Annotated in this window: 1 protein-coding gene (running past one end of the window); it reads left to right on the forward strand. The window is 67.3% G+C overall.

The window, feature by feature from the left end:
• Positions 1 to 23,762 carry the 5' portion of a non-ribosomal peptide synthase/polyketide synthase gene (locus tag HAP54_RS51135; RefSeq protein WP_414646243.1) on the forward strand. The gene runs 8,332 nt beyond the window's last position, so only the first 23,762 of its 32,094 coding nucleotides appear in the window; it begins with the start codon at positions 1 to 3; its stop codon lies off the right edge, out of view.

The raw sequence follows: 23,762 nt of genomic DNA on the forward strand, positions 1-23,762 counted from the left end.
ATGGGAATTACCATCGACCTTGATAATGATTTCGTAGAGGCGCGCACGGCGGTCGCGGCAGAATTCGCTCAGCTGAATGAGCAGGATACCTTTGCGCGGGATCTTATTGCGCGATGCCCGACGTTGCGCGGTGTGGAGGCGCTACGATTGCGCCGTCCCTGGCCGGTTGGCGTTACGGTTACGGTAAATGGCGGATCTGCCACTGGTGATCTAGCTTCGAGCCCGATTTCTGAGGCGGCCCTGGCTGGTGAGGCGCTAACGTTTGAGGTTTGCGCTCTGGATGGGAGCTTCCGATGGCACTTTGATGCAAGTCGCCTGGAGCCCAATCAGATCGAGCGTATGACACAGCATTTGCAGAATTTGTTGTGTGCTGTGAAGGCTGATGCGCAGCAGCCGGTGGGGCGGGTTGAACTCTTGTCATCCTCTGAGCGGGCGTATGTGTTGGAGGCGCTGAACCGGACGGCGGTGACGTATCCTGAGCAGCAGTGCATCCATGAGCTGTTCGAGGCCCAGGTGCGCCGTGCGCCGGATGCGGTGGCGGTGGTGTGCGCGGAGGAGCGCGTCAGCTATGGCGAGCTCAATGCGCGGGCCAACCAGCTGGCGCATCATCTGATCGCAATTGGGGTGACGCCGGACCAGCCGGTGGCGATCTGCCTGCAGCGCAGTCCGATGATGGTGGTGGGGCTGTTGGCGATCCTGAAGGCGGGTGGGGCCTATCTGCCGCTGGACCCGGCCTATCCGAGCGCGCGGCTGCGCCAGGTGCTTGCGGATGCGGCGCCGTCGCTGCTGCTGGCCGATGCGGCGGGACGATCGGCGCTGGGCGCCGATGCGCTACGCGATCTGACGGTAGTGGATCTGGCGGCGGCGAGCCCGGCCTGGGCGGCGCTGCCGGCCACCGATCCCGACCCGTGCGCGCTCGGCCTGACCTCGCGCCATCTGGCCTATGTGATCTACACCTCGGGCTCGTCAGGCACCCCCAAGGGCGTCATGGTCGAGCATCGGAGCCTGGTCAATCTTGTCGCATGGCATGTGCAAACGTTTTGTCCGCAACCAGAAGCCTGCTGCGCACTCGTGGCTGGAGTGGCATTCGATGCCAGCACCTGGGAGCTATGGTCTGCGTTATGCAACCGCAGCACATTGCAGCTGCCGCCCAAAGCGACAGCTGCAGATTCCTTGCGTCTGCTGCAATGGTGGCGAGATCAATCGCTGGACGTTGCCTTTTTGATCACGCCACTGGCTACACTCGCGCTGGAAGATAAGCTCATCAACTCCAGATTGGAGTACTTGCTTGTTGGCGGGGAACGTCTCCAGCGTGTGCCTGGGCCTCTGTCGCCTCTGAAGCTAATCAACAACTATGGGCCTACTGAAGCTACGGTCGTGGCGACCTCAGGACGGCTCTTCAGCGACAACGCTGTGCCGCATATCGGCCGTCCGATCGCGAACACGCGGGTGTACCTGCTGGACGGTCATGGTGCGCCGGTTCCGTTTGGCGCGGTCGGGGAGCTTTACATTGGCGGGGCGGGGGTGGCGCGCGGCTATCTGAACCGGCCGGAGCTGACGGCGGAGCGGTTCATCGCCAGCCCGTTTGTGGACGGCGACCGGCTGTACCGCACTGGCGATCTGGCGCGCTACCTGCCGGACGGCAATCTTGAGTTTTTGGGCCGCAACGACGACCAGGTGAAGATCCGCGGCTTCCGGATCGAGCCGGGGGAGATTGCGGCGCGGCTCATCGAGCATGCCTGGGTGCGCGATGCGGTGGTGGTGGCGCAGCAGGATGGCGCCGGCGAGAAGCGGCTGGTGGCCTATGTGGTGTGCGCGCCTGAAGCTCGATCGGATGAGCCGGATGGCGCTGGCGCTGAGCTGGCCGCGACGTTGCGGGCGCATGTGGGCGCGCACCTGCCGGACTACATGGTGCCGGCGGCGTTCGTGCGGCTGGCGGCGCTGCCGCTGACGGTGAACGGCAAGCTCGACCGCCAGGCGCTGCCGGCACCTGCGGATGAGGCGTATGCGCATCGCGCTTACGCGCCGCCGCAGGGCGAGATCGAGACGGCGCTGGCGCAGATCTGGGCCGAGCTTCTCGGTGTGGAGCGGGTCGGACGCCACGACCACTTCTTCGAACTGGGCGGCCACTCGCTCTTGGCGGTGCAGCTGATGGAGCGGCTGCGGCGGCGGTCGCTGGGGGTCGAGGTGCGGACCTTGTTTGCAAAGCCCGTGCTGGCGGATCTGGCCGCGAGCCTCGGCAGTCATCACGAGGTGGCGGTCCCGGCCAACCTGATCAGCGAACAGAGTGCGGCGATCAGGCCAGAGATGCTGCCGCTGATCGAGCTGACGCAGGACGAGATCGCGCGGATCGTCGTCACGGTGCCGGGCGGCGTCGGCAACATCCAGGACATTTATGGCTTGTCGCCGCTGCAGGACGGCATCCTGTTCCATCATCTGTTGGCGACAAAGGGCGATCCGTACCTGCTGGTCTCGCAGATGGCGTTTGCCGATCGTGACCTGCTCGAGCGCTATCTTGCCGCGGTTCAGCGGGTGGTGGGTCGGCACGATATCCTGAGGACGTCGTTTGTCTGGGAAGGGCTGTCGCGCCCGGCCCAGGTGGTGTGGCGGAACGCGCCGCTGGAGGTGAGCGAGGTCGAGCTGGACGGGTCTGGTGGTCCTGGCGCCGCGCAGCTTAAGGATCGGTTTGATCCGCGCCGGCAGCGCATCGAGCTTGGCCGGGCGCCCTTGTTGCGGTTTGTGATTGCGCGCGAGCCCGGCAGTGCGCGCTGGCTGCTGCTGGAGCTGCAGCATCATCTGATCGGGGATCACACCACGCTGGAGGTGATGCATGCCGAGGTCCGGGCCGTGCTGGAGGGACGCGAGCATGAGCTGGCAGCCCCGCAGCCGTTCCGCAACCTGGTGGCGGCGGCACGGCTTGGCGTGGGTGCAGAGGCGCATGAAGAGTTCTTCCGGACGATGCTGGGGGACATCGCTGAGCCGACCACGCCGTTTGGGCTGAGCGAGGTCCACGGCGAGGGCCGCGGGGCTCATGAGGCGCGGCGCATGCTGCCGCAGGCGCTCAACGCGCGATTGCGCAGCCAGGCGCGGCGGCTGGGGGTGAGCCTGGCGAGCCTGTGCCATCTGGCCTGGGGGCAGGTGGTGGCGCGCAGCAGCGACCGCGAGCAGGTGGTGTTCGGCACGGTGCTGTTCGGCCGCATGCATGGCGGGGCGGGTGGCGACCGCGCGATGGGTCTGTTCATCAACACGCTGCCGCTGCGGCTTGACCTGGACGGGACCGGGGTCGAGGCGAGCGTGCGGACCACCCACGCGCGGCTGGCCGAGCTGCTCGCACATGAGCATGCCTCGCTGGCGCTGGCGCAACGCTGCAGCGGCGTTGCGGCGCCGGCGCCGCTGTTCAGCGCGCTGTTGAACTACCGCCACAACACGCCGGCGGCGATCTCCGCCTCCGCAGCCGATGATGCGCTGTCCGGCGTGGAATGGCTGGGCGGGGAGGAGCGCACCAACTATCCGCTGATCTTGTCGGTGGAGGATTTTGGCGAGGCACTCGGGCTGACGGCGCAGGTGGCGGAGGGCGTCTCAGCGGATCGGGTCTGCGGCTACATGCAGCACACGCTCGCGCAACTGGCGGAGGCGCTGGAGCGGGCGCCGACCACGCCGGTGCGGGAGCTGGACATCCTGCCCCCTGACGAGCGGGCGTACCTGTTGGAGGCGCTGAACCGGACGGCGGTGACGTATCCTGAGCAGCAGTGCATCCATGAGCTGTTCGAGGCCCAGGTGCGCCGTGCGCCGGATGCGGTGGCGGTGGTGTGCGCGGAGGAGCGCGTCAGCTATGGCGAGCTCAATGCGCGGGCCAACCAGCTGGCGCATCATCTGATCGCAATTGGGGTGACGCCGGACCAGCCGGTGGCGATCTGCCTACAGCGCAGTCCGATGATGGTGGTGGGGCTGTTGGCGATCCTGAAGGCGGGTGGGGCCTATCTGCCGCTGGACCCGGCCTATCCGAGCGCGCGGCTGCGCCAGGTGCTTGCGGATGCGGCGCCGTCGCTGCTGCTGGCCGATGCGGCGGGACGATCGGCGCTGGGCGCCGATGCGCTACGCGATCTGACGGTAGTGGATCTGGCGGCGGCGAGCCCGGCCTGGGCGGCGCTGCCGGCCACCGATCCCGACCCGTGCGCGCTCGGCCTGACCTCGCGCCATCTGGCCTATGTGATCTACACCTCGGGCTCGTCAGGCACCCCCAAGGGCGTCATGGCCGAGCATCGGAGCCTGGTGCGTCTAGTGGCGGGGAACGACTTCGTCGAGATCTCGCCGCAGGACGTCTTTCTCAACGCATCCTCGCCGACATTCGACGCGACCACGTTCGAGCTCTGGGGAGCCTTAGCAAACGGTGCGAGTGTTGTGCTCTATCCTGAACGCTACCTCTCGACAGCAACGCTGGCCCAGATCATCCAAGATCAAGGCATCACCATCGCCTGGATGACTGCCCGGTTGTTCGATACCTATACCGCAGAGGGGCGCGGCACTGATCGGCTGCAGCAACTGCTGGTCGGAGGCGAAGAGGTCTCCGTCACTTCCGTTAGAGCATGCCAGAAGCGACATCCGACGCTGCGGATCTCAAATGCCTACGGCCCGACAGAGAACACCACCTTCAGTCTCTGCTATCCGGTGCCTGCTGGCTTTGATGGAGCCATTGTCCCGATTGGCCGTCCGATTGCGAACACGCGGGTGTACCTGCTGGACGGTCATGGTGCGCCGGTTCCGTTTGGCGCGGCGGGTGAGCTTTACATTGGCGGGGCGGGGGTGGCGCGCGGCTATCTGAACCGGCCGGAGCTGACGGCGGAGCGGTTCATCGCCAGCCCGTTTGTGGACGGCGACCGGCTGTACCGCACTGGCGATCTGGCGCGCTACCTGCCGGACGGCAATCTTGAGTTTTTGGGCCGCAACGACGACCAGGTGAAGATCCGCGGCTTCCGGATCGAGCCGGGGGAGATTGCGGCGCGGCTCATCGAGCATGCCTGGGTGCGCGATGCGGTGGTGGTGGCGCAGCAGGATGGCGCCGGCGAGAAGCGGCTGGTGGCCTATGTGGTGTGCGCGCCTGAAGCTCGATCGGATGAGCCGGATGGCGCTGGCGCTGAGCTGGCCGCGACGTTGCGGGCGCATGTGGGCGCGCACCTGCCGGACTACATGGTGCCGGCGGCGTTCGTGCGGCTGGCGGCGCTGCCGCTGACGGTGAACGGCAAGCTCGACCGCCAGGCGCTGCCGGCACCTGCGGATGAGGCGTATGCGCATCGCACTTACGCGCCGCCGCAGGGCGAGATCGAGACGGCGCTGGCGCAGATCTGGGCCGAGCTTCTCGGTGTGGAGCGGGTCGGACGCCACGACCACTTCTTCGAACTGGGCGGCCACTCGCTCTTGGCGGTGCAGTTCTTGAGCCGGCTGTCGCAGGCGCTGGGTGTAGCGCTGCCGCTGGCGGCGCTGTTTGCCAAACCGGTGCTGGCCGATCTGGCGACGAACATTGTCGAGATGTTGAGCCGCTGCGGTCCGCAAGACCTGCCGGCGATTGTCGGCGTGTCGCGTGATGAACCGCTTGTGCTGTCGTTTGCGCAGCAGCGGCTGTGGTTTTTGGCGCAGCTGGATCAGGATAGCACGAGCTATCACGTGCCGCTGGCCTTGCGGCTGCGCGGCGTGCTCGACCGCCGCGCCTGGCGGCGCAGCCTTGACCGTGTGTTGGCGCGTCATGAGGCGCTGCGTAGCGTCTTTGTCGCGCCGGAGGGCAAGCCCTGGGTTGAGGTGCTGCCGCCGGATGCGGGGCTGCCGGTGCTCGAGCACGATCTGCGGGACAGGCCGGATGCGGACGCGGCGCTTTTGGATCTGTGCCGGGAAGAGGCGCGCACGCCGTTTGATCTGGCGCGCGGGCCGCTGATCCGGGGCCGCCTGATCCGCACCTCGGATGGGGAGCACGTGTTCCTGCTGACCCAGCATCACATTGTCTCCGATGGCTGGTCGCTGGGCGTCTTGGTGCGCGAACTCAGTCAGCTGTACCGGGCGTTCGTAGCTGGGCAGGACGATCCGCTGCCGCCGCTTGCGATCCAGTATCCGGACTATGCCGCCTGGCAGCGGCAGTGGCTGTCGGGGGAACGGCTGCAGCGCCAGGCGCAGTATTGGCGCAACAATCTATCTGGCGCGCCGGCCCGTCTGGCGCTGCCGACAGATCGGCCTCGGCCGGCAGAGCAGTCGTTTGCCGGGGCCAACCTGCCTGTCGTGATCGATGCGGATCTGACGCGGGATCTGAAGCGGCTGAGCCGGCAGCATGGCACGACCTTGTTCATGACGGTGTTGGCGGCGTGGGCGGCGGTGCTGTTGCGTCTGTCGGGGCAGGACGACATTGTGATCGGGGTGCCGAGCGCCAATCGAGGTCGGTGCGAGCTCGAAGGGTTGATCGGGTTCTTCGTCAACGCCCTGGCGCTTCGCCTCGACCTGTCGGGCGCGCCGAGCGTGGCGGAGCTGTTGGAGCGGACGCGGCGCACGGCCTTGGGAGCACAGGAGCATCAGGACCTGCCGTTTGAGCAGGTGGTGGAGATCGTGCAGCCGCCACGGCATCTTGATCACACCCCGCTGTTCCAGGTGATGCTGGCCTGGCAGAACAACGCCATCCCGTCCTTCGACCTTCCCGGGCTGCTGGTGGAGGCTGCGGGGCAGGGGTTCGATCAGGTCAAGTTCGATCTGGAGCTGAACCTTTGCGAACATGGCGAGGTGATCGCCGGGACGCTGGGTTATGCCACGGCGCTGTTTGATCAGGCGACGATCGAGCGACAGCGGGGGTATCTGCTGGCGCTGCTGCGGGCGATGGTTGCCGATGCGCAGCAAGAGGTCGGGCGGATTGAGCTGCTGCCCCCTGACGAGCGGGCGTACCTGTTGGAGGCGCTGAACCGGACGGCGGTGACGTATCCTGAGCAGCAGTGCATCCATGAGCTGTTCGAGGCCCAGGTGCGCCGTGCGCCGGATGCGGTGGCGGTGGTGTGCGCGGAGGAGCGCGTCAGCTATGGCGAGCTCAATGCGCGGGCCAACCAGCTGGCGCATCATCTGATCGCAATTGGGGTGACGCCGGACCAGCCGGTGGCGATCTGCCTACAGCGCAGTCCGATGATGGTGGTGGGGCTGTTGGCGATCCTGAAGGCGGGTGGGGCCTATCTGCCGCTGGACCCGGCCTATCCGAGCGCGCGGCTGCGCCAGGTGCTTGCGGATGCGGCGCCGTCGCTGCTGCTGGCCGATGCGGCGGGACGATCGGCGCTGGGCGCCGATGCGCTACGCGATCTGACGGTAGTGGATCTGGCGGCGGCGAGCCCGGCCTGGGCGGCGCTGCCGGCCACCGATCCCGACCCGTGCGCGCTCGGCCTGACCTCGCGCCATCTGGCCTATGTGATCTACACCTCGGGCTCGTCAGGCACCCCCAAGGGCGTCATGGTCGAGCATCGGAGCCTGGTCAATCTTGTCGCATGGCATGTGCAAACGTTTTGTCCGCAACCAGAAGCCTGCTGCGCACTCGTGGCTGGAGTGGCATTCGATGCCAGCACCTGGGAGCTATGGTCTGCGTTATGCAACCGCAGCACATTGCAGCTGCCGCCCAAAGCGACAGCTGCAGATTCCTTGCGTCTGCTGCAATGGTGGCGAGATCAATCGCTGGACGTTGCCTTTTTGATCACGCCACTGGCTACACTCGCGCTGGAAGATAAGCTCATCAACTCCAGATTGGAGTACTTGCTTGTTGGCGGGGAACGTCTCCAGCGTGTGCCTGGGCCTCTGTCGCCTCTGAAGCTAATCAACAACTATGGGCCTACTGAAGCTACGGTCGTGGCGACCTCAGGACGGCTCTTCAGCGACAACGCTGTGCCGCATATCGGCCGTCCGATCGCGAACACGCGGGTGTACCTGCTGGACGGTCATGGTGCGCCGGTTCCGTTTGGCGCGGTCGGGGAGCTTTACATTGGCGGGGCGGGGGTGGCGCGCGGCTATCTGAACCGGCCGGAGCTGACGGCGGAGCGGTTCATCGCCAGCCCGTTTGTGGACGGCGACCGGCTGTACCGCACTGGCGATCTGGCGCGCTACCTGCCGGACGGCAATCTTGAGTTTTTGGGCCGCAACGACGACCAGGTGAAGATCCGCGGCTTCCGGATCGAGCCGGGGGAGATTGCGGCGCGGCTCATCGAGCATGCCTGGGTGCGCGATGCGGTGGTGGTGGCGCAGCAGGATGGCGCCGGCGAGAAGCGGCTGGTGGCCTATGTGGTGTGCGCGCCTGAAGCTCGATCGGATGAGCCGGATGGCGCTGGCGCTGAGCTGGCCGCGACGTTGCGGGCGCATGTGGGCGCGCACCTGCCGGACTACATGGTGCCGGCGGCGTTCGTGCGGCTGGCGGCGCTGCCGCTGACGGTGAACGGCAAGCTCGACCGCCAGGCGCTGCCGGCACCTGCGGATGAGGCGTATGCGCATCGCGCTTACGCGCCGCCGCAGGGCGAGATCGAGACGGCGCTGGCGCAGATCTGGGCCGAGCTTCTCGGTGTGGAGCGGGTCGGACGCCACGACCACTTCTTCGAACTGGGCGGCCACTCGCTCTTGGCGGTGCAGCTGATGGAGCGGCTGCGGCGGCGGTCGCTGGGGGTCGAGGTGCGGACCTTGTTTGCAAAGCCCGTGCTGGCGGATTTGGCCGCGAGCCTCGGCAGTCATCACGAGGTGGCGGTCCCGGCCAACCTGATCAGCGAACAGAGTGCGGCGATCAGGCCAGAGATGCTGCCGCTGATCGAGCTGACGCAGGACGAGATCGCGCGGATCGTCGTCACGGTGCCGGGCGGCGTCGGCAACATCCAGGACATTTATGGCTTGTCGCCGCTGCAGGACGGCATCCTGTTCCATCATCTGTTGGCGACAAAGGGCGATCCGTACCTGCTGGTCTCGCAGATGGCGTTTGCCGATCGTGACCTGCTCGAGCGCTATCTTGCCGCGGTTCAGCGGGTGGTGGGTCGGCACGATATCCTGAGGACGTCGTTTGTCTGGGAAGGGCTGTCGCGCCCGGCCCAGGTGGTGTGGCGGAACGCGCCGCTGGAGGTGAGCGAGGTCGAGCTGGACGGGTCTGGTGGTCCTGGCGCCGCGCAGCTTAAGGATCGGTTTGATCCGCGCCGGCAGCGCATCGAGCTTGGCCGGGCGCCCTTGTTGCGGTTTGTGATTGCGCGCGAGCCCGGCAGTGCGCGCTGGCTGCTGCTGGAGCTGCAGCATCATCTGATCGGGGATCACACCACGCTGGAGGTGATGCATGCCGAGGTCCGGGCCGTGCTGGAGGGACGCGAGCATGAGCTGGCAGCCCCGCAGCCGTTCCGCAACCTGGTGGCGGCGGCACGGCTTGGCGTGGGTGCAGAGGCGCATGAAGAGTTCTTCCGGACGATGCTGGGGGACATCGCTGAGCCGACCACGCCGTTTGGGCTGAGCGAGGTCCACGGCGAGGGCCGCGGGGCTCATGAGGCGCGGCGCATGCTGCCGCAGGCGCTCAACGCGCGATTGCGCAGCCAGGCGCGGCGGCTGGGGGTGAGCCTGGCGAGCCTGTGCCATCTGGCCTGGGGGCAGGTGGTGGCGCGCAGCAGCGACCGCGAGCAGGTGGTGTTCGGCACGGTGCTGTTCGGCCGCATGCATGGCGGGGCGGGTGGCGACCGCGCGATGGGTCTGTTCATCAACACGCTGCCGCTGCGGCTTGACCTGGACGGGACCGGGGTCGAGGCGAGCGTGCGGACCACCCACGCGCGGCTGGCCGAGCTGCTCGCACATGAGCATGCCTCGCTGGCGCTGGCGCAACGCTGCAGCGGCGTTGCGGCGCCGGCGCCGCTGTTCAGCGCGCTGTTGAACTACCGCCACAACACGCCGGCGGCGATCTCCGCCTCCGCAGCCGATGATGCGCTGTCCGGCGTGGAATGGCTGGGCGGGGAGGAGCGCACCAACTATCCGCTGATCTTGTCGGTGGAGGATTTTGGCGAGGCACTCGGGCTGACGGCGCAGGTGGCGGAGGGCGTCTCAGCGGATCGGGTCTGCGGCTACATGCAGCACACGCTCGCGCAACTGGCGGAGGCGCTGGAGCGGGCGCCGACCACGCCGGTGCGGGAGCTGGACATCCTGCCCCCTGACGAGCGGGCGTACCTGTTGGAGGCGCTGAACCGGACGGCGGTGACGTATCCTGAGCAGCAGTGCATCCATGAGCTGTTCGAGGCCCAGGTGCGCCGTGCGCCGGATGCGGTGGCGGTGGTGTGCGCGGAGGAGCGCGTCAGCTATGGCGAGCTCAATGCGCGGGCCAACCAGCTGGCGCATCATCTGATCGCAATTGGGGTGACGCCGGACCAGCCGGTGGCGATCTGCCTACAGCGCAGTCCGATGATGGTGGTGGGGCTGTTGGCGATCCTGAAGGCGGGTGGGGCCTATCTGCCGCTGGACCCGGCCTATCCGAGCGCGCGGCTGCGCCAGGTGCTTGCGGATGCGGCGCCGTCGCTGCTGCTGGCCGATGCGGCGGGACGATCGGCGCTGGGCGCCGATGCGCTACGCGATCTGACGGTAGTGGATCTGGCGGCGGCGAGCCCGGCCTGGGCGGCGCTGCCGGCCACCGATCCCGACCCGTGCGCGCTCGGCCTGACCTCGCGCCATCTGGCCTATGTGATCTACACCTCGGGCTCGTCAGGCACCCCCAAGGGCGTCATGGCCGAGCATCGGAGCCTGGTGCGTCTAGTGGCGGGGAACGACTTCGTCGAGATCTCGCCGCAGGACGTCTTTCTCAACGCATCCTCGCCGACATTCGACGCGACCACGTTCGAGCTCTGGGGAGCCTTAGCAAACGGTGCGAGTGTTGTGCTCTATCCTGAACGCTACCTCTCGACAGCAACGCTGGCCCAGATCATCCAAGATCAAGGCATCACCATCGCCTGGATGACTGCCCGGTTGTTCGATACCTATACCGCAGAGGGGCGCGGCACTGATCGGCTGCAGCAACTGCTGGTCGGAGGCGAAGAGGTCTCCGTCACTTCCGTTAGAGCATGCCAGAAGCGACATCCGACGCTGCGGATCTCAAATGCCTACGGCCCGACAGAGAACACCACCTTCAGTCTCTGCTATCCGGTGCCTGCTGGCTTTGATGGAGCCATTGTCCCGATTGGCCGTCCGATTGCGAACACGCGGGTGTACCTGCTGGACGGTCATGGTGCGCCGGTTCCGTTTGGCGCGGTCGGGGAGCTTTACATTGGCGGGGCGGGGGTGGCGCGCGGCTATCTGAACCGGCCGGAGCTGACGGCGGAGCGGTTCATCGCCAGCCCGTTTGTGGACGGCGACCGGCTGTACCGCACTGGCGATCTGGCGCGCTACCTGCCGGACGGCAATCTTGAGTTTTTGGGCCGCAACGACGACCAGGTGAAGATCCGCGGCTTCCGGATCGAGCCGGGGGAGATTGCGGCGCGGCTCATCGAGCATGCCTGGGTGCGCGATGCGGTGGTGGTGGCGCAGCAGGATGGCGCCGGCGAGAAGCGGCTGGTGGCCTATGTGGTGTGCGCGCCTGAAGCTCGATCGGATGAGCCGGATGGCGCTGGCGCTGAGCTGGCCGCGACGTTGCGGGCGCATGTGGGCGCGCACCTGCCGGACTACATGGTGCCGGCGGCGTTCGTGCGGCTGGCGGCGCTGCCGCTGACGGTGAACGGCAAGCTCGACCGCCAGGCGCTGCCGGCACCTGCGGATGAGGCGTATGCGCATCGCGCTTACGCGCCGCCGCAGGGCGAGATCGAGACGGCGCTGGCGCAGATCTGGGCCGAGCTTCTCGGTGTGGAGCGGGTCGGACGCCACGACCACTTCTTCGAACTGGGCGGCCACTCGCTCTTGGCGGTGCAGTTCTTGAGCCGGCTGTCGCAGGCGCTGGGTGTAGCGCTGCCGCTGGCGGCGCTGTTTGCCAAACCGGTGCTGGCCGATCTGGCGACGAACATTGTCGAGATGTTGAGCCGCTGCGGTCCGCAAGACCTGCCGGCGATTGTCGGCGTGTCGCGTGATGAACCGCTTGTGCTGTCGTTTGCGCAGCAGCGGCTGTGGTTTTTGGCGCAGCTGGATCAGGATAGCACGAGCTATCACGTGCCGCTGGCCTTGCGGCTGCGCGGCGTGCTCGACCGCCGCGCCTGGCGGCGCAGCCTTGACCGTGTGTTGGCGCGTCATGAGGCGCTGCGTAGCGTCTTTGTCGCGCCGGAGGGCAAGCCCTGGGTTGAGGTGCTGCCGCCGGATGCGGGGCTGCCGGTGCTCGAGCACGATCTGCGGGACAGGCCGGATGCGGACGCGGCGCTTTTGGATCTGTGCCGGGAAGAGGCGCGCACGCCGTTTGATCTGGCGCGCGGGCCGCTGATCCGGGGCCGCCTGATCCGCACCTCGGATGGGGAGCACGTGTTCCTGCTGACCCAGCATCACATTGTCTCCGATGGCTGGTCGCTGGGCGTCTTGGTGCGCGAACTCAGTCAGCTGTACCGGGCGTTCGTAGCTGGGCAGGACGATCCGCTGCCGCCGCTTGCGATCCAGTATCCGGACTATGCCGCCTGGCAGCGGCAGTGGCTGTCGGGGGAACGGCTGCAGCGCCAGGCGCAGTATTGGCGCAACAATCTATCTGGCGCGCCGGCCCGTCTGGCGCTGCCGACAGATCGGCCTCGGCCGGCAGAGCAGTCGTTTGCCGGGGCCAACCTGCCTGTCGTGATCGATGCGGATCTGACGCGGGATCTGAAGCGGCTGAGCCGGCAGCATGGCACGACCTTGTTCATGACGGTGTTGGCGGCGTGGGCGGCGGTGCTGTTGCGTCTGTCGGGGCAGGACGACATTGTGATCGGGGTGCCGAGCGCCAATCGAGGTCGGTGCGAGCTCGAAGGGTTGATCGGGTTCTTCGTCAACGCCCTGGCGCTTCGCCTCGACCTGTCGGGCGCGCCGAGCGTGGCGGAGCTGTTGGAGCGGACGCGGCGCACGGCCTTGGGAGCACAGGAGCATCAGGACCTGCCGTTTGAGCAGGTGGTGGAGATCGTGCAGCCGCCACGGCATCTTGATCACACCCCGCTGTTCCAGGTGATGCTGGCCTGGCAGAACAACGCCATCCCGTCCTTCGACCTTCCCGGGCTGCTGGTGGAGGCTGCGGGGCAGGGGTTCGATCAGGTCAAGTTCGATCTGGAGCTGAACCTTTGCGAACATGGCGAGGTGATCGCCGGGACGCTGGGTTATGCCACGGCGCTGTTTGATCAGGCGACGATCGAGCGACAGCGGGGGTATCTGCTGGCGCTGCTGCGGGCGATGGTTGCCGATGCGCAGCAAGAGGTCGGGCGGATTGAGCTGCTGCCCCCTGACGAGCGGGCGTACCTGTTGGAGGCGCTGAACCGGACGGCGGTGACGTATCCTGAGCAGCAGTGCATCCATGAGCTGTTCGAGGCCCAGGTGCGCCGTGCGCCGGATGCGGTGGCGGTGGTGTGCGCGGAGGAGCGCGTCAGCTATGGCGAGCTCAATGCGCGGGCCAACCAGCTGGCGCATCATCTGATCGCAATTGGGGTGACGCCGGACCAGCCGGTGGCGATCTGCCTACAGCGCAGTCCGATGATGGTGGTGGGGCTGTTGGCGATCCTGAAGGCGGGTGGGGCCTATCTGCCGCTGGACCCGGCCTATCCGAGCGCGCGGCTGCGCCAGGTGCTTGCGGATGCGGCGCCGTCGCTGCTGCTGGCCGATGCGGCGGGACGATCGGCGCTGGGCGCCGATGCGCTACGCGATCTGACGGTAGTGGATCTGGCGGCGGCGAGCCCGGCCTGGGCGGCGCTGCCGGCCACCGATCCCGACCCGTGCGCGCTCGGCCTGACCTCGCGCCATCTGGCCTATGTGATCTACACCTCGGGCTCGTCAGGCACCCCCAAGGGCGTCATGGTCGAGCATCGGAGCCTGGTCAATCTTGTCGCATGGCATGTGCAAACGTTTTGTCCGCAACCAGAAGCCTGCTGCGCACTCGTGGCTGGAGTGGCATTCGATGCCAGCACCTGGGAGCTATGGTCTGCGTTATGCAACCGCAGCACATTGCAGCTGCCGCCCAAAGCGACAGCTGCAGATTCCTTGCGTCTGCTGCAATGGTGGCGAGATCAATCGCTGGACGTTGCCTTTTTGATCACGCCACTGGCTACACTCGCGCTGGAAGATAAGCTCATCAACTCCAGATTGGAGTACTTGCTTGTTGGCGGGGAACGTCTCCAGCGTGTGCCTGGGCCTCTGTCGCCTCTGAAGCTAATCAACAACTATGGGCCTACTGAAGCTACGGTCGTGGCGACCTCAGGACGGCTCTTCAGCGACAACGCTGTGCCGCATATCGGCCGTCCGATCGCGAACACGCGGGTGTACCTGCTGGACGGTCATGGTGCGCCGGTTCCGTTTGGCGCGGTCGGGGAGCTTTACATTGGCGGGGCGGGGGTGGCGCGCGGCTATCTGAACCGGCCGGAGCTGACGGCGGAGCGGTTCATCGCCAGCCCGTTTGTGGACGGCGACCGGCTGTACCGCACTGGCGATCTGGCGCGCTACCTGCCGGACGGCAATCTTGAGTTTTTGGGCCGCAACGACGACCAGGTGAAGATCCGCGGCTTCCGGATCGAGCCGGGGGAGATTGCGGCGCGGCTCATCGAGCATGCCTGGGTGCGCGATGCGGTGGTGGTGGCGCAGCAGGATGGCGCCGGCGAGAAGCGGCTGGTGGCCTATGTGGTGTGCGCGCCTGAAGCTCGATCGGATGAGCCGGATGGCGCTGGCGCTGAGCTGGCCGCGACGTTGCGGGCGCATGTGGGCGCGCACCTGCCGGACTACATGGTGCCGGCGGCGTTCGTGCGGCTGGCGGCGCTGCCGCTGACGGTGAACGGCAAGCTCGACCGCCAGGCGCTGCCGGCACCTGCGGATGAGGCGTATGCGCATCGCGCTTACGCGCCGCCGCAGGGCGAGATCGAGACGGCGCTGGCGCAGATCTGGGCCGAGCTTCTCGGTGTGGAGCGGGTCGGACGCCACGACCACTTCTTCGAACTGGGCGGCCACTCGCTCTTGGCGGTGCAGCTGATGGAGCGGCTGCGGCGGCGGTCGCTGGGGGTCGAGGTGCGGACCTTGTTTGCAAAGCCCGTGCTGGCGGATCTGGCCGCGAGCCTCGGCAGTCATCACGAGGTGGCGGTCCCGGCCAACCTGATCAGCGAACAGAGTGCGGCGATCAGGCCAGAGATGCTGCCGCTGATCGAGCTGACGCAGGACGAGATCGCGCGGATCGTCGTCACGGTGCCGGGCGGCGTCGGCAACATCCAGGACATTTATGGCTTGTCGCCGCTGCAGGACGGCATCCTGTTCCATCATCTGTTGGCGACAAAGGGCGATCCGTACCTGCTGGTCTCGCAGATGGCGTTTGCCGATCGTGACCTGCTCGAGCGCTATCTTGCCGCGGTTCAGCGGGTGGTGGGTCGGCACGATATCCTGAGGACGTCGTTTGTCTGGGAAGGGCTGTCGCGCCCGGCCCAGGTGGTGTGGCGGAACGCGCCGCTGGAGGTGAGCGAGGTCGAGCTGGACGGGTCTGGTGGTCCTGGCGCCGCGCAGCTTAAGGATCGGTTTGATCCGCGCCGGCAGCGCATCGAGCTTGGCCGGGCGCCCTTGTTGCGGTTTGTGATTGCGCGCGAGCCCGGCAGTGCGCGCTGGCTGCTGCTGGAGCTGCAGCATCATCTGATCGGGGATCACACCACGCTGGAGGTGATGCACGCCGAGGTCCGGGCCGTGCTGGAGGGACGCGAGCATGAGCTGGCAGCCCCGCAGCCGTTCCGCAACCTGGTGGCGGCGGCACGGCTTGGCGTGGGTGCAGAGGCGCATGAAGAGTTCTTCCGGACGATGCTGGGGGACATCGCTGAGCCGACCACGCCGTTTGGGCTGAGCGAGGTCCACGGCGAGGGCCGCGGGGCTCATGAGGCGCGGCGCATGCTGCCGCAGGCGCTCAACGCGCGATTGCGCAGCCAGGCGCGGCGGCTGGGGGTGAGCCTGGCGAGCCTGTGCCATCTGGCCTGGGGGCAGGTGGTGGCGCGCAGCAGCGACCGCGAGCAGGTGGTGTTCGGCACGGTGCTGTTCGGCCGCATGCATGGCGGGGCGGGTGGCGACCGCGCGATGGGTCTGTTCATCAACACGCTGCCGCTGCGGCTTGACCTGGACGGGACCGGGGTCGAGGCGAGCGTGCGGACCACCCACGCGCGGCTGGCCGAGCTGCTCGCACATGAGCATGCCTCGCTGGCGCTGGCGCAACGCTGCAGCGGCGTTGCGGCGCCGGCGCCGCTGTTCAGCGCGCTGTTGAACTACCGCCACAACACGCCGGCGGCGATCTCCGCCTCCGCAGCCGATGATGCGCTGTCCGGCGTGGAATGGCTGGGCGGGGAGGAGCGCACCAACTATCCGCTGATCTTGTCGGTGGAGGATTTTGGCGAGGCACTCGGGCTGACGGCGCAGGTGGCGGAGGGCGTCTCAGCGGATCGGGTCTGCGGCTACATGCAGCACACGCTCGCGCAACTGGCGGAGGCGCTGGAGCGGGCGCCGACCACGCCGGTGCGGGAGCTGGACATCCTGCCCCCTGACGAGCGGGCGTACCTGTTGGAGGCGCTGAACCGGACGGCGGTGACGTATCCTGAGCAGCAGTGCATCCATGAGCTGTTCGAGGCCCAGGTGCGCCGTGCGCCGGATGCGGTGGCGGTGGTGTGCGCGGAGGAGCGCGTCAGCTATGGCGAGCTCAATGCGCGGGCCAACCAGCTGGCGCATCATCTGATCGCAATTGGGGTGACGCCGGACCAGCCGGTGGCGATCTGCCTGCAGCGCAGTCCGATGATGGTGGTGGGGCTGTTGGCGATCCTGAAGGCGGGTGGGGCCTATCTGCCGCTGGACCCGGCCTATCCGAGCGCGCGGCTGCGCCAGGTGCTTGCGGATGCGGCGCCGTCGCTGCTGCTGGCCGATGCGGCGGGACGATCGGCGCTGGGCGCCGATGCGCTACGCGATCTGACGGTAGTGGATCTGGCGGCGGCGAGCCCGGCCTGGGCGGCGCTGCCGGCCACCGATCCCGACCCGTGCGCGCTCGGCCTGACCTCGCGCCATCTGGCCTATGTGATCTACACCTCCGGATCCACCGGAACGCCCAAGGGCGTCATGATTGAGCATGCGAGCACCGTGAACCTGCTGCATTGGAGCAGCGGCGTGTTTGCGGAGGAGACCAGCCGCATGCTGTTCTCCACCTCGATCAGTTTTGATCTGTCGATCTATGAGTGCTTCGTTCCGCTGTCACAAGGAAGCACGCTTTATCTTGTCGAAAGTGCGTTGACGCTGGGGCAGACGTCCTTGGATGTCTCCTTGATCAACACAGTCCCCTCGGCGATCGCCGCTCTGGTCGATAACAAAGCCGTGCCGCCCTCGACAAGGGTCATCAATTTGGCGGGCGAGCGGCTGCAGGCAGGCCTCATAGAGAAGGCTTTCGAGAGCAGTCGGGTCGAGAAGATCTGCAATCTGTACGCGCCTTCGGAAACCACGACGTACTCGACCTGGATTTGCATGCGACGGGGAGAGACTGTCGTCGAGACGATTGGCCGTCCGATTGCGAACACGCGGGTGTACCTGCTGGACGGTCATGGTGCGCCGGTTCCGTTTGGCGCGGTCGGGGAGCTTTACATTGGCGGGGCGGGGGTGGCGCGCGGCTATCTGAACCGGCCGGAGCTGACGGCGGAGCGGTTCATCGCCAGCCCGTTTGTGGACGGCGACCGGCTGTACCGCACTGGCGATCTGGCGCGCTACCTGCCGGACGGCAATCTTGAGTTTTTGGGCCGCAACGACGACCAGGTGAAGATCCGCGGCTTCCGGATCGAGCCGGGGGAGATTGCGGCGCGGCTCATCGAGCATGCCTGGGTGCGCGATGCGGTGGTGGTGGCGCAGCAGGATGGCGCCGGCGAGAAGCGGCTGGTGGCCTATGTGGTGTGCGCGCCTGAAGCTCGATCGGATGAGCCGGATGGCGCTGGCGCTGAGCTGGCCGCGACGTTGCGGGCGCATGTGGGCGCGCACCTGCCGGACTACATGGTGCCGGCGGCGTTCGTGCGGCTGGCGGCGCTGCCGCTGACGGTGAACGGCAAGCTCGACCGCCAGGCGCTGCCGGCACCTGCGGATGAGGCGTATGCGCATCGCGCTTACGCGCCGCCGCAGGGCGAGATCGAGACGGCGCTGGCGCAGATCTGGGCCGAGCTTCTCGGTGTGGAGCGGGTCGGACGCCACGACCACTTCTTCGAACTGGGCGGCCACTCGCTCTTGGCGGTGCAGCTGATGGAGCGGCTGCGGCGGCGGTCGCTGGGGGTCGAGGTGCGGACCTTGTTTGCAAAGCCCGTGCTGGCGGATCTGGCCGCGAGCCTCGGCAGTCATCACGAGGTGGCGGTCCCGGCCAACCTGATCAGCGAACAGAGTGCGGCGATCAGGCCAGAGATGCTGCCGCTGATCGAGCTGACGCAGGACGAGATCGCGCGGATCGTCGTCACGGTGCCGGGCGGCGTCGGCAACATCCAGGACATTTATGGCTTGTCGCCGCTGCAGGACGGCATCCTGTTCCATCATCTGTTGGCGACAAAGGGCGATCCGTACCTGCTGGTCTCGCAGATGGCGTTTGCCGATCGTGACCTGCTCGAGCGCTATCTTGCCGCGGTTCAGCGGGTGGTGGGTCGGCACGATATCCTGAGGACGTCGTTTGTCTGGGAAGGGCTGTCGCGCCCGGCCCAGGTGGTGTGGCGGAACGCGCCGCTGGAGGTGAGCGAGGTCGAGCTGGACGGGTCTGGTGGTCCTGGCGCCGCGCAGCTTAAGGATCGGTTTGATCCGCGCCGGCAGCGCATCGAGCTTGGCCGGGCGCCCTTGTTGCGGTTTGTGATTGCGCGCGAGCCCGGCAGTGCGCGCTGGCTGCTGCTGGAGCTGCAGCATCATCTGATCGGGGATCACACCACGCTGGAGGTGATGCATGCCGAGGTCCGGGCCGTGCTGGAGGGACGCGAGCATGAGCTGGCAGCCCCGCAGCCGTTCCGCAACCTGGTGGCGGCGGCACGGCTTGGCGTGGGTGCAGAGGCGCATGAAGAGTTCTTCCGGACGATGCTGGGGGACATCGCTGAGCCGACCACGCCGTTTGGGCTGAGCGAGGTCCACGGCGAGGGCCGCGGGGCTCATGAGGCGCGGCGCATGCTGCCGCAGGCGCTCAACGCGCGATTGCGCAGCCAGGCGCGGCGGCTGGGGGTGAGCCTGGCGAGCCTGTGCCATCTGGCCTGGGGGCAGGTGGTGGCGCGCAGCAGCGACCGCGAGCAGGTGGTGTTCGGCACGGTGCTGTTCGGCCGCATGCATGGCGGGGCGGGTGGCGACCGCGCGATGGGTCTGTTCATCAACACGCTGCCGCTGCGGCTTGACCTGGACGGGACCGGGGTCGAGGCGAGCGTGCGGACCACCCACGCGCGGCTGGCCGAGCTGCTCGCACATGAGCATGCCTCGCTGGCGCTGGCGCAACGCTGCAGCGGCGTTGCGGCGCCGGCGCCGCTGTTCAGCGCGCTGTTGAACTACCGCCACAACACGCCGGCGGCGATCTCCGCCTCCGCAGCCGATGATGCGCTGTCCGGCGTGGAATGGCTGGGCGGGGAGGAGCGCACCAACTATCCGCTGATCTTGTCGGTGGAGGATTTTGGCGAGGCACTCGGGCTGACGGCGCAGGTGGCGGAGGGCGTCTCAGCGGATCGGGTCTGCGGCTACATGCAGCACACGCTCGCGCAACTGGCGGAGGCGCTGGAGCGGGCGCCGACCACGCCGGTGCGGGAGCTGGACATCCTGCCCCCTGACGAGCGGGCGTACCTGTTGGAGGCGCTGAACCGGACGGCGGTGACGTATCCTGAGCAGCAGTGCATCCATGAGCTGTTCGAGGCCCAGGTGCGCCGTGCGCCGGATGCGGTGGCGGTGGTGTGCGCGGAGGAGCGCGTCAGCTATGGCGAGCTCAATGCGCGGGCCAACCAGCTGGCGCATCATCTGATCGCAATTGGGGTGACGCCGGACCAGCCGGTGGCGATCTGCCTACAGCGCAGTCCGATGATGGTGGTGGGGCTGTTGGCGATCCTGAAGGCGGGTGGGGCCTATCTGCCGCTGGACCCGGCCTATCCGAGCGCGCGGCTGCGCCAGGTGCTTGCGGATGCGGCGCCGTCGCTGCTGCTGGCCGATGCGGCGGGACGATCGGCGCTGGGCGCCGATGCGCTACGCGATCTGACGGTAGTGGATCTGGCGGCGGCGAGCCCGGCCTGGGCGGCGCTGCCGGCCACCGATCCCGACCCGTGCGCGCTCGGCCTGACCTCGCGCCATCTGGCCTATGTGATCTACACCTCGGGCTCGTCAGGCACCCCCAAGGGCGTCATGGCCGAGCATCGGAGCCTGGTGCGTCTAGTGGCGGGGAACGACTTCGTCGAGATCTCGCCGCAGGACGTCTTTCTCAACGCATCCTCGCCGACATTCGACGCGACCACGTTCGAGCTCTGGGGAGCCTTAGCAAACGGTGCGAGTGTTGTGCTCTATCCTGAACGCTACCTCTCGACAGCAACGCTGGCCCAGATCATCCAAGATCAAGGCATCACCATCGCCTGGATGACTGCCCGGTTGTTCGATACCTATACCGCAGAGGGGCGCGGCACTGATCGGCTGCAGCAACTGCTGGTCGGAGGCGAAGAGGTCTCCGTCACTTCCGTTAGAGCATGCCAGAAGCGACATCCGACGCTGCGGATCTCAAATGCCTACGGCCCGACAGAGAACACCACCTTCAGTCTCTGCTATCCGGTGCCTGCTGGCTTTGATGGAGCCATTGTCCCGATTGGCCGTCCGATTGCGAACACGCGGGTGTACCTGCTGGACGGTCATGGTGCGCCGGTTCCGTTTGGCGCGGCGGGTGAGCTTTACATTGGCGGGGCGGGGGTGGCGCGCGGCTATCTGAACCGGCCGGAGCTGACGGCGGAGCGGTTCATCGCCAGCCCGTTTGTGGACGGCGACCGGCTGTACCGCACTGGCGATCTGGCGCGCTACCTGCCGGACGGCAATCTTGAGTTTTTGGGCCGCAACGACGACCAGGTGAAGATCCGCGGCTTCCGGATCGAGCCGGGGGAGATTGCGGCGCGGCTCATCGAGCATGCCTGGGTGCGCGATGCGGTGGTGGTGGCGCAGCAGGATGGCGCCGGCGAGAAGCGGCTGGTGGCCTATGTGGTGTGCGCGCCTGAAGCTCGATCGGATGAGCCGGATGGCGCTGGCGCTGAGCTGGCCGCGACGTTGCGGGCGCATGTGGGCGCGCACCTGCCGGACTACATGGTGCCGGCGGCGTTCGTGCGGCTGGCGGCGCTGCCGCTGACGGTGAACGGCAAGCTCGACCGCCAGGCGCTGCCGGCACCTGCGGATGAGGCGTATGCGCATCGCACTTACGCGCCGCCGCAGGGCGAGATCGAGACGGCGCTGGCGCAGATCTGGGCCGAGCTTCTCGGTGTGGAGCGGGTCGGACGCCACGACCACTTCTTCGAACTGGGCGGCCACTCGCTCTTGGCGGTGCAGTTCTTGAGCCGGCTGTCGCAGGCGCTGGGTGTAGCGCTGCCGCTGGCGGCGCTGTTTGCCAAACCGGTGCTGGCCGATCTGGCGACGAACATTGTCGAGATGTTGAGCCGCTGCGGTCCGCAAGACCTGCCGGCGATTGTCGGCGTGTCGCGTGATGAACCGCTTGTGCTGTCGTTTGCGCAGCAGCGGCTGTGGTTTTTGGCGCAGCTGGATCAGGATAGCACGAGCTATCACGTGCCGCTGGCCTTGCGGCTGCGCGGCGTGCTCGACCGCCGCGCCTGGCGGCGCAGCCTTGACCGTGTGTTGGCGCGTCATGAGGCGCTGCGTAGCGTCTTTGTCGCGCCGGAGGGCAAGCCCTGGGTTGAGGTGCTGCCGCCGGATGCGGGGCTGCCGGTGCTCGAGCACGATCTGCGGGACAGGCCGGATGCGGACGCGGCGCTTTTGGATCTGTGCCGGGAAGAGGCGCGCACGCCGTTTGATCTGGCGCGCGGGCCGCTGATCCGGGGCCGCCTGATCCGCACCTCGGATGGGGAGCACGTGTTCCTGCTGACCCAGCATCACATTGTCTCCGATGGCTGGTCGCTGGGCGTCTTGGTGCGCGAACTCAGTCAGCTGTACCGGGCGTTCGTAGCTGGGCAGGACGATCCGCTGCCGCCGCTTGCGATCCAGTATCCGGACTATGCCGCCTGGCAGCGGCAGTGGCTGTCGGGGGAACGGCTGCAGCGCCAGGCGCAGTATTGGCGCAACAATCTATCTGGCGCGCCGGCCCGTCTGGCGCTGCCGACAGATCGGCCTCGGCCGGCAGAGCAGTCGTTTGCCGGGGCCAACCTGCCTGTCGTGATCGATGCGGATCTGACGCGGGATCTGAAGCGGCTGAGCCGGCAGCATGGCACGACCTTGTTCATGACGGTGTTGGCGGCGTGGGCGGCGGTGCTGTTGCGTCTGTCGGGGCAGGACGACATTGTGATCGGGGTGCCGAGCGCCAATCGAGGTCGGTGCGAGCTCGAAGGGTTGATCGGGTTCTTCGTCAACGCCCTGGCGCTTCGCCTCGACCTGTCGGGCGCGCCGAGCGTGGCGGAGCTGTTGGAGCGGACGCGGCGCACGGCCTTGGGAGCACAGGAGCATCAGGACCTGCCGTTTGAGCAGGTGGTGGAGATCGTGCAGCCGCCACGGCATCTTGATCACACCCCGCTGTTCCAGGTGATGCTGGCCTGGCAGAACAACGCCATCCCGTCCTTCGACCTTCCCGGGCTGCTGGTGGAGGCTGCGGGGCAGGGGTTCGATCAGGTCAAGTTCGATCTGGAGCTGAACCTTTGCGAACATGGCGAGGTGATCGCCGGGACGCTGGGTTATGCCACGGCGCTGTTTGATCAGGCGACGATCGAGCGACAGCGGGGGTATCTGCTGGCGCTGCTGCGGGCGATGGTTGCCGATGCGCAGCAAGAGGTCGGGCGGATTGAGCTGCTGCCCCCTGACGAGCGGGCGTACCTGTTGGAGGCGCTGAACCGGACGGCGGTGACGTATCCTGAGCAGCAGTGCATCCATGAGCTGTTCGAGGCCCAGGTGCGCCGTGCGCCGGATGCGGTGGCGGTGGTGTGCGCGGAGGAGCGCGTCAGCTATGGCGAGCTCAATGCGCGGGCCAACCAGCTGGCGCATCATCTGATCGCAATTGGGGTGACGCCGGACCAGCCGGTGGCGATCTGCCTACAGCGCAGTCCGATGATGGTGGTGGGGCTGTTGGCGATCCTGAAGGCGGGTGGGGCCTATCTGCCGCTGGACCCGGCCTATCCGAGCGCGCGGCTGCGCCAGGTGCTTGCGGATGCGGCGCCGTCGCTGCTGCTGGCCGATGCGGCGGGACGATCGGCGCTGCGCGCCGATGCGCTACGCGATCTGACGGTAGTGGATCTGGCGGCGGCGAGCCCGGCCTGGGCGGCGCTGCCGGCCACCGATCCCGACCCGTGCGCGCTCGGCCTGACCTCGCGCCATCTGGCCTATGTGATCTACACCTCGGGCTCGTCAGGCCCCCCCAAGGGCGTCATGGTCGAGCATCGCGGCCTGGTCAATCTGGGGCTGGCTCAGATCAGGCTTTTTGGCGTTTGTTCAAACAGTCGCGTGGTGCAGTT

The organism is Bradyrhizobium sp. 2S1 (genome assembly GCF_011516625.5).
Taxonomy (GTDB): domain Bacteria; phylum Pseudomonadota; class Alphaproteobacteria; order Rhizobiales; family Xanthobacteraceae; genus Bradyrhizobium; species Bradyrhizobium septentrionale.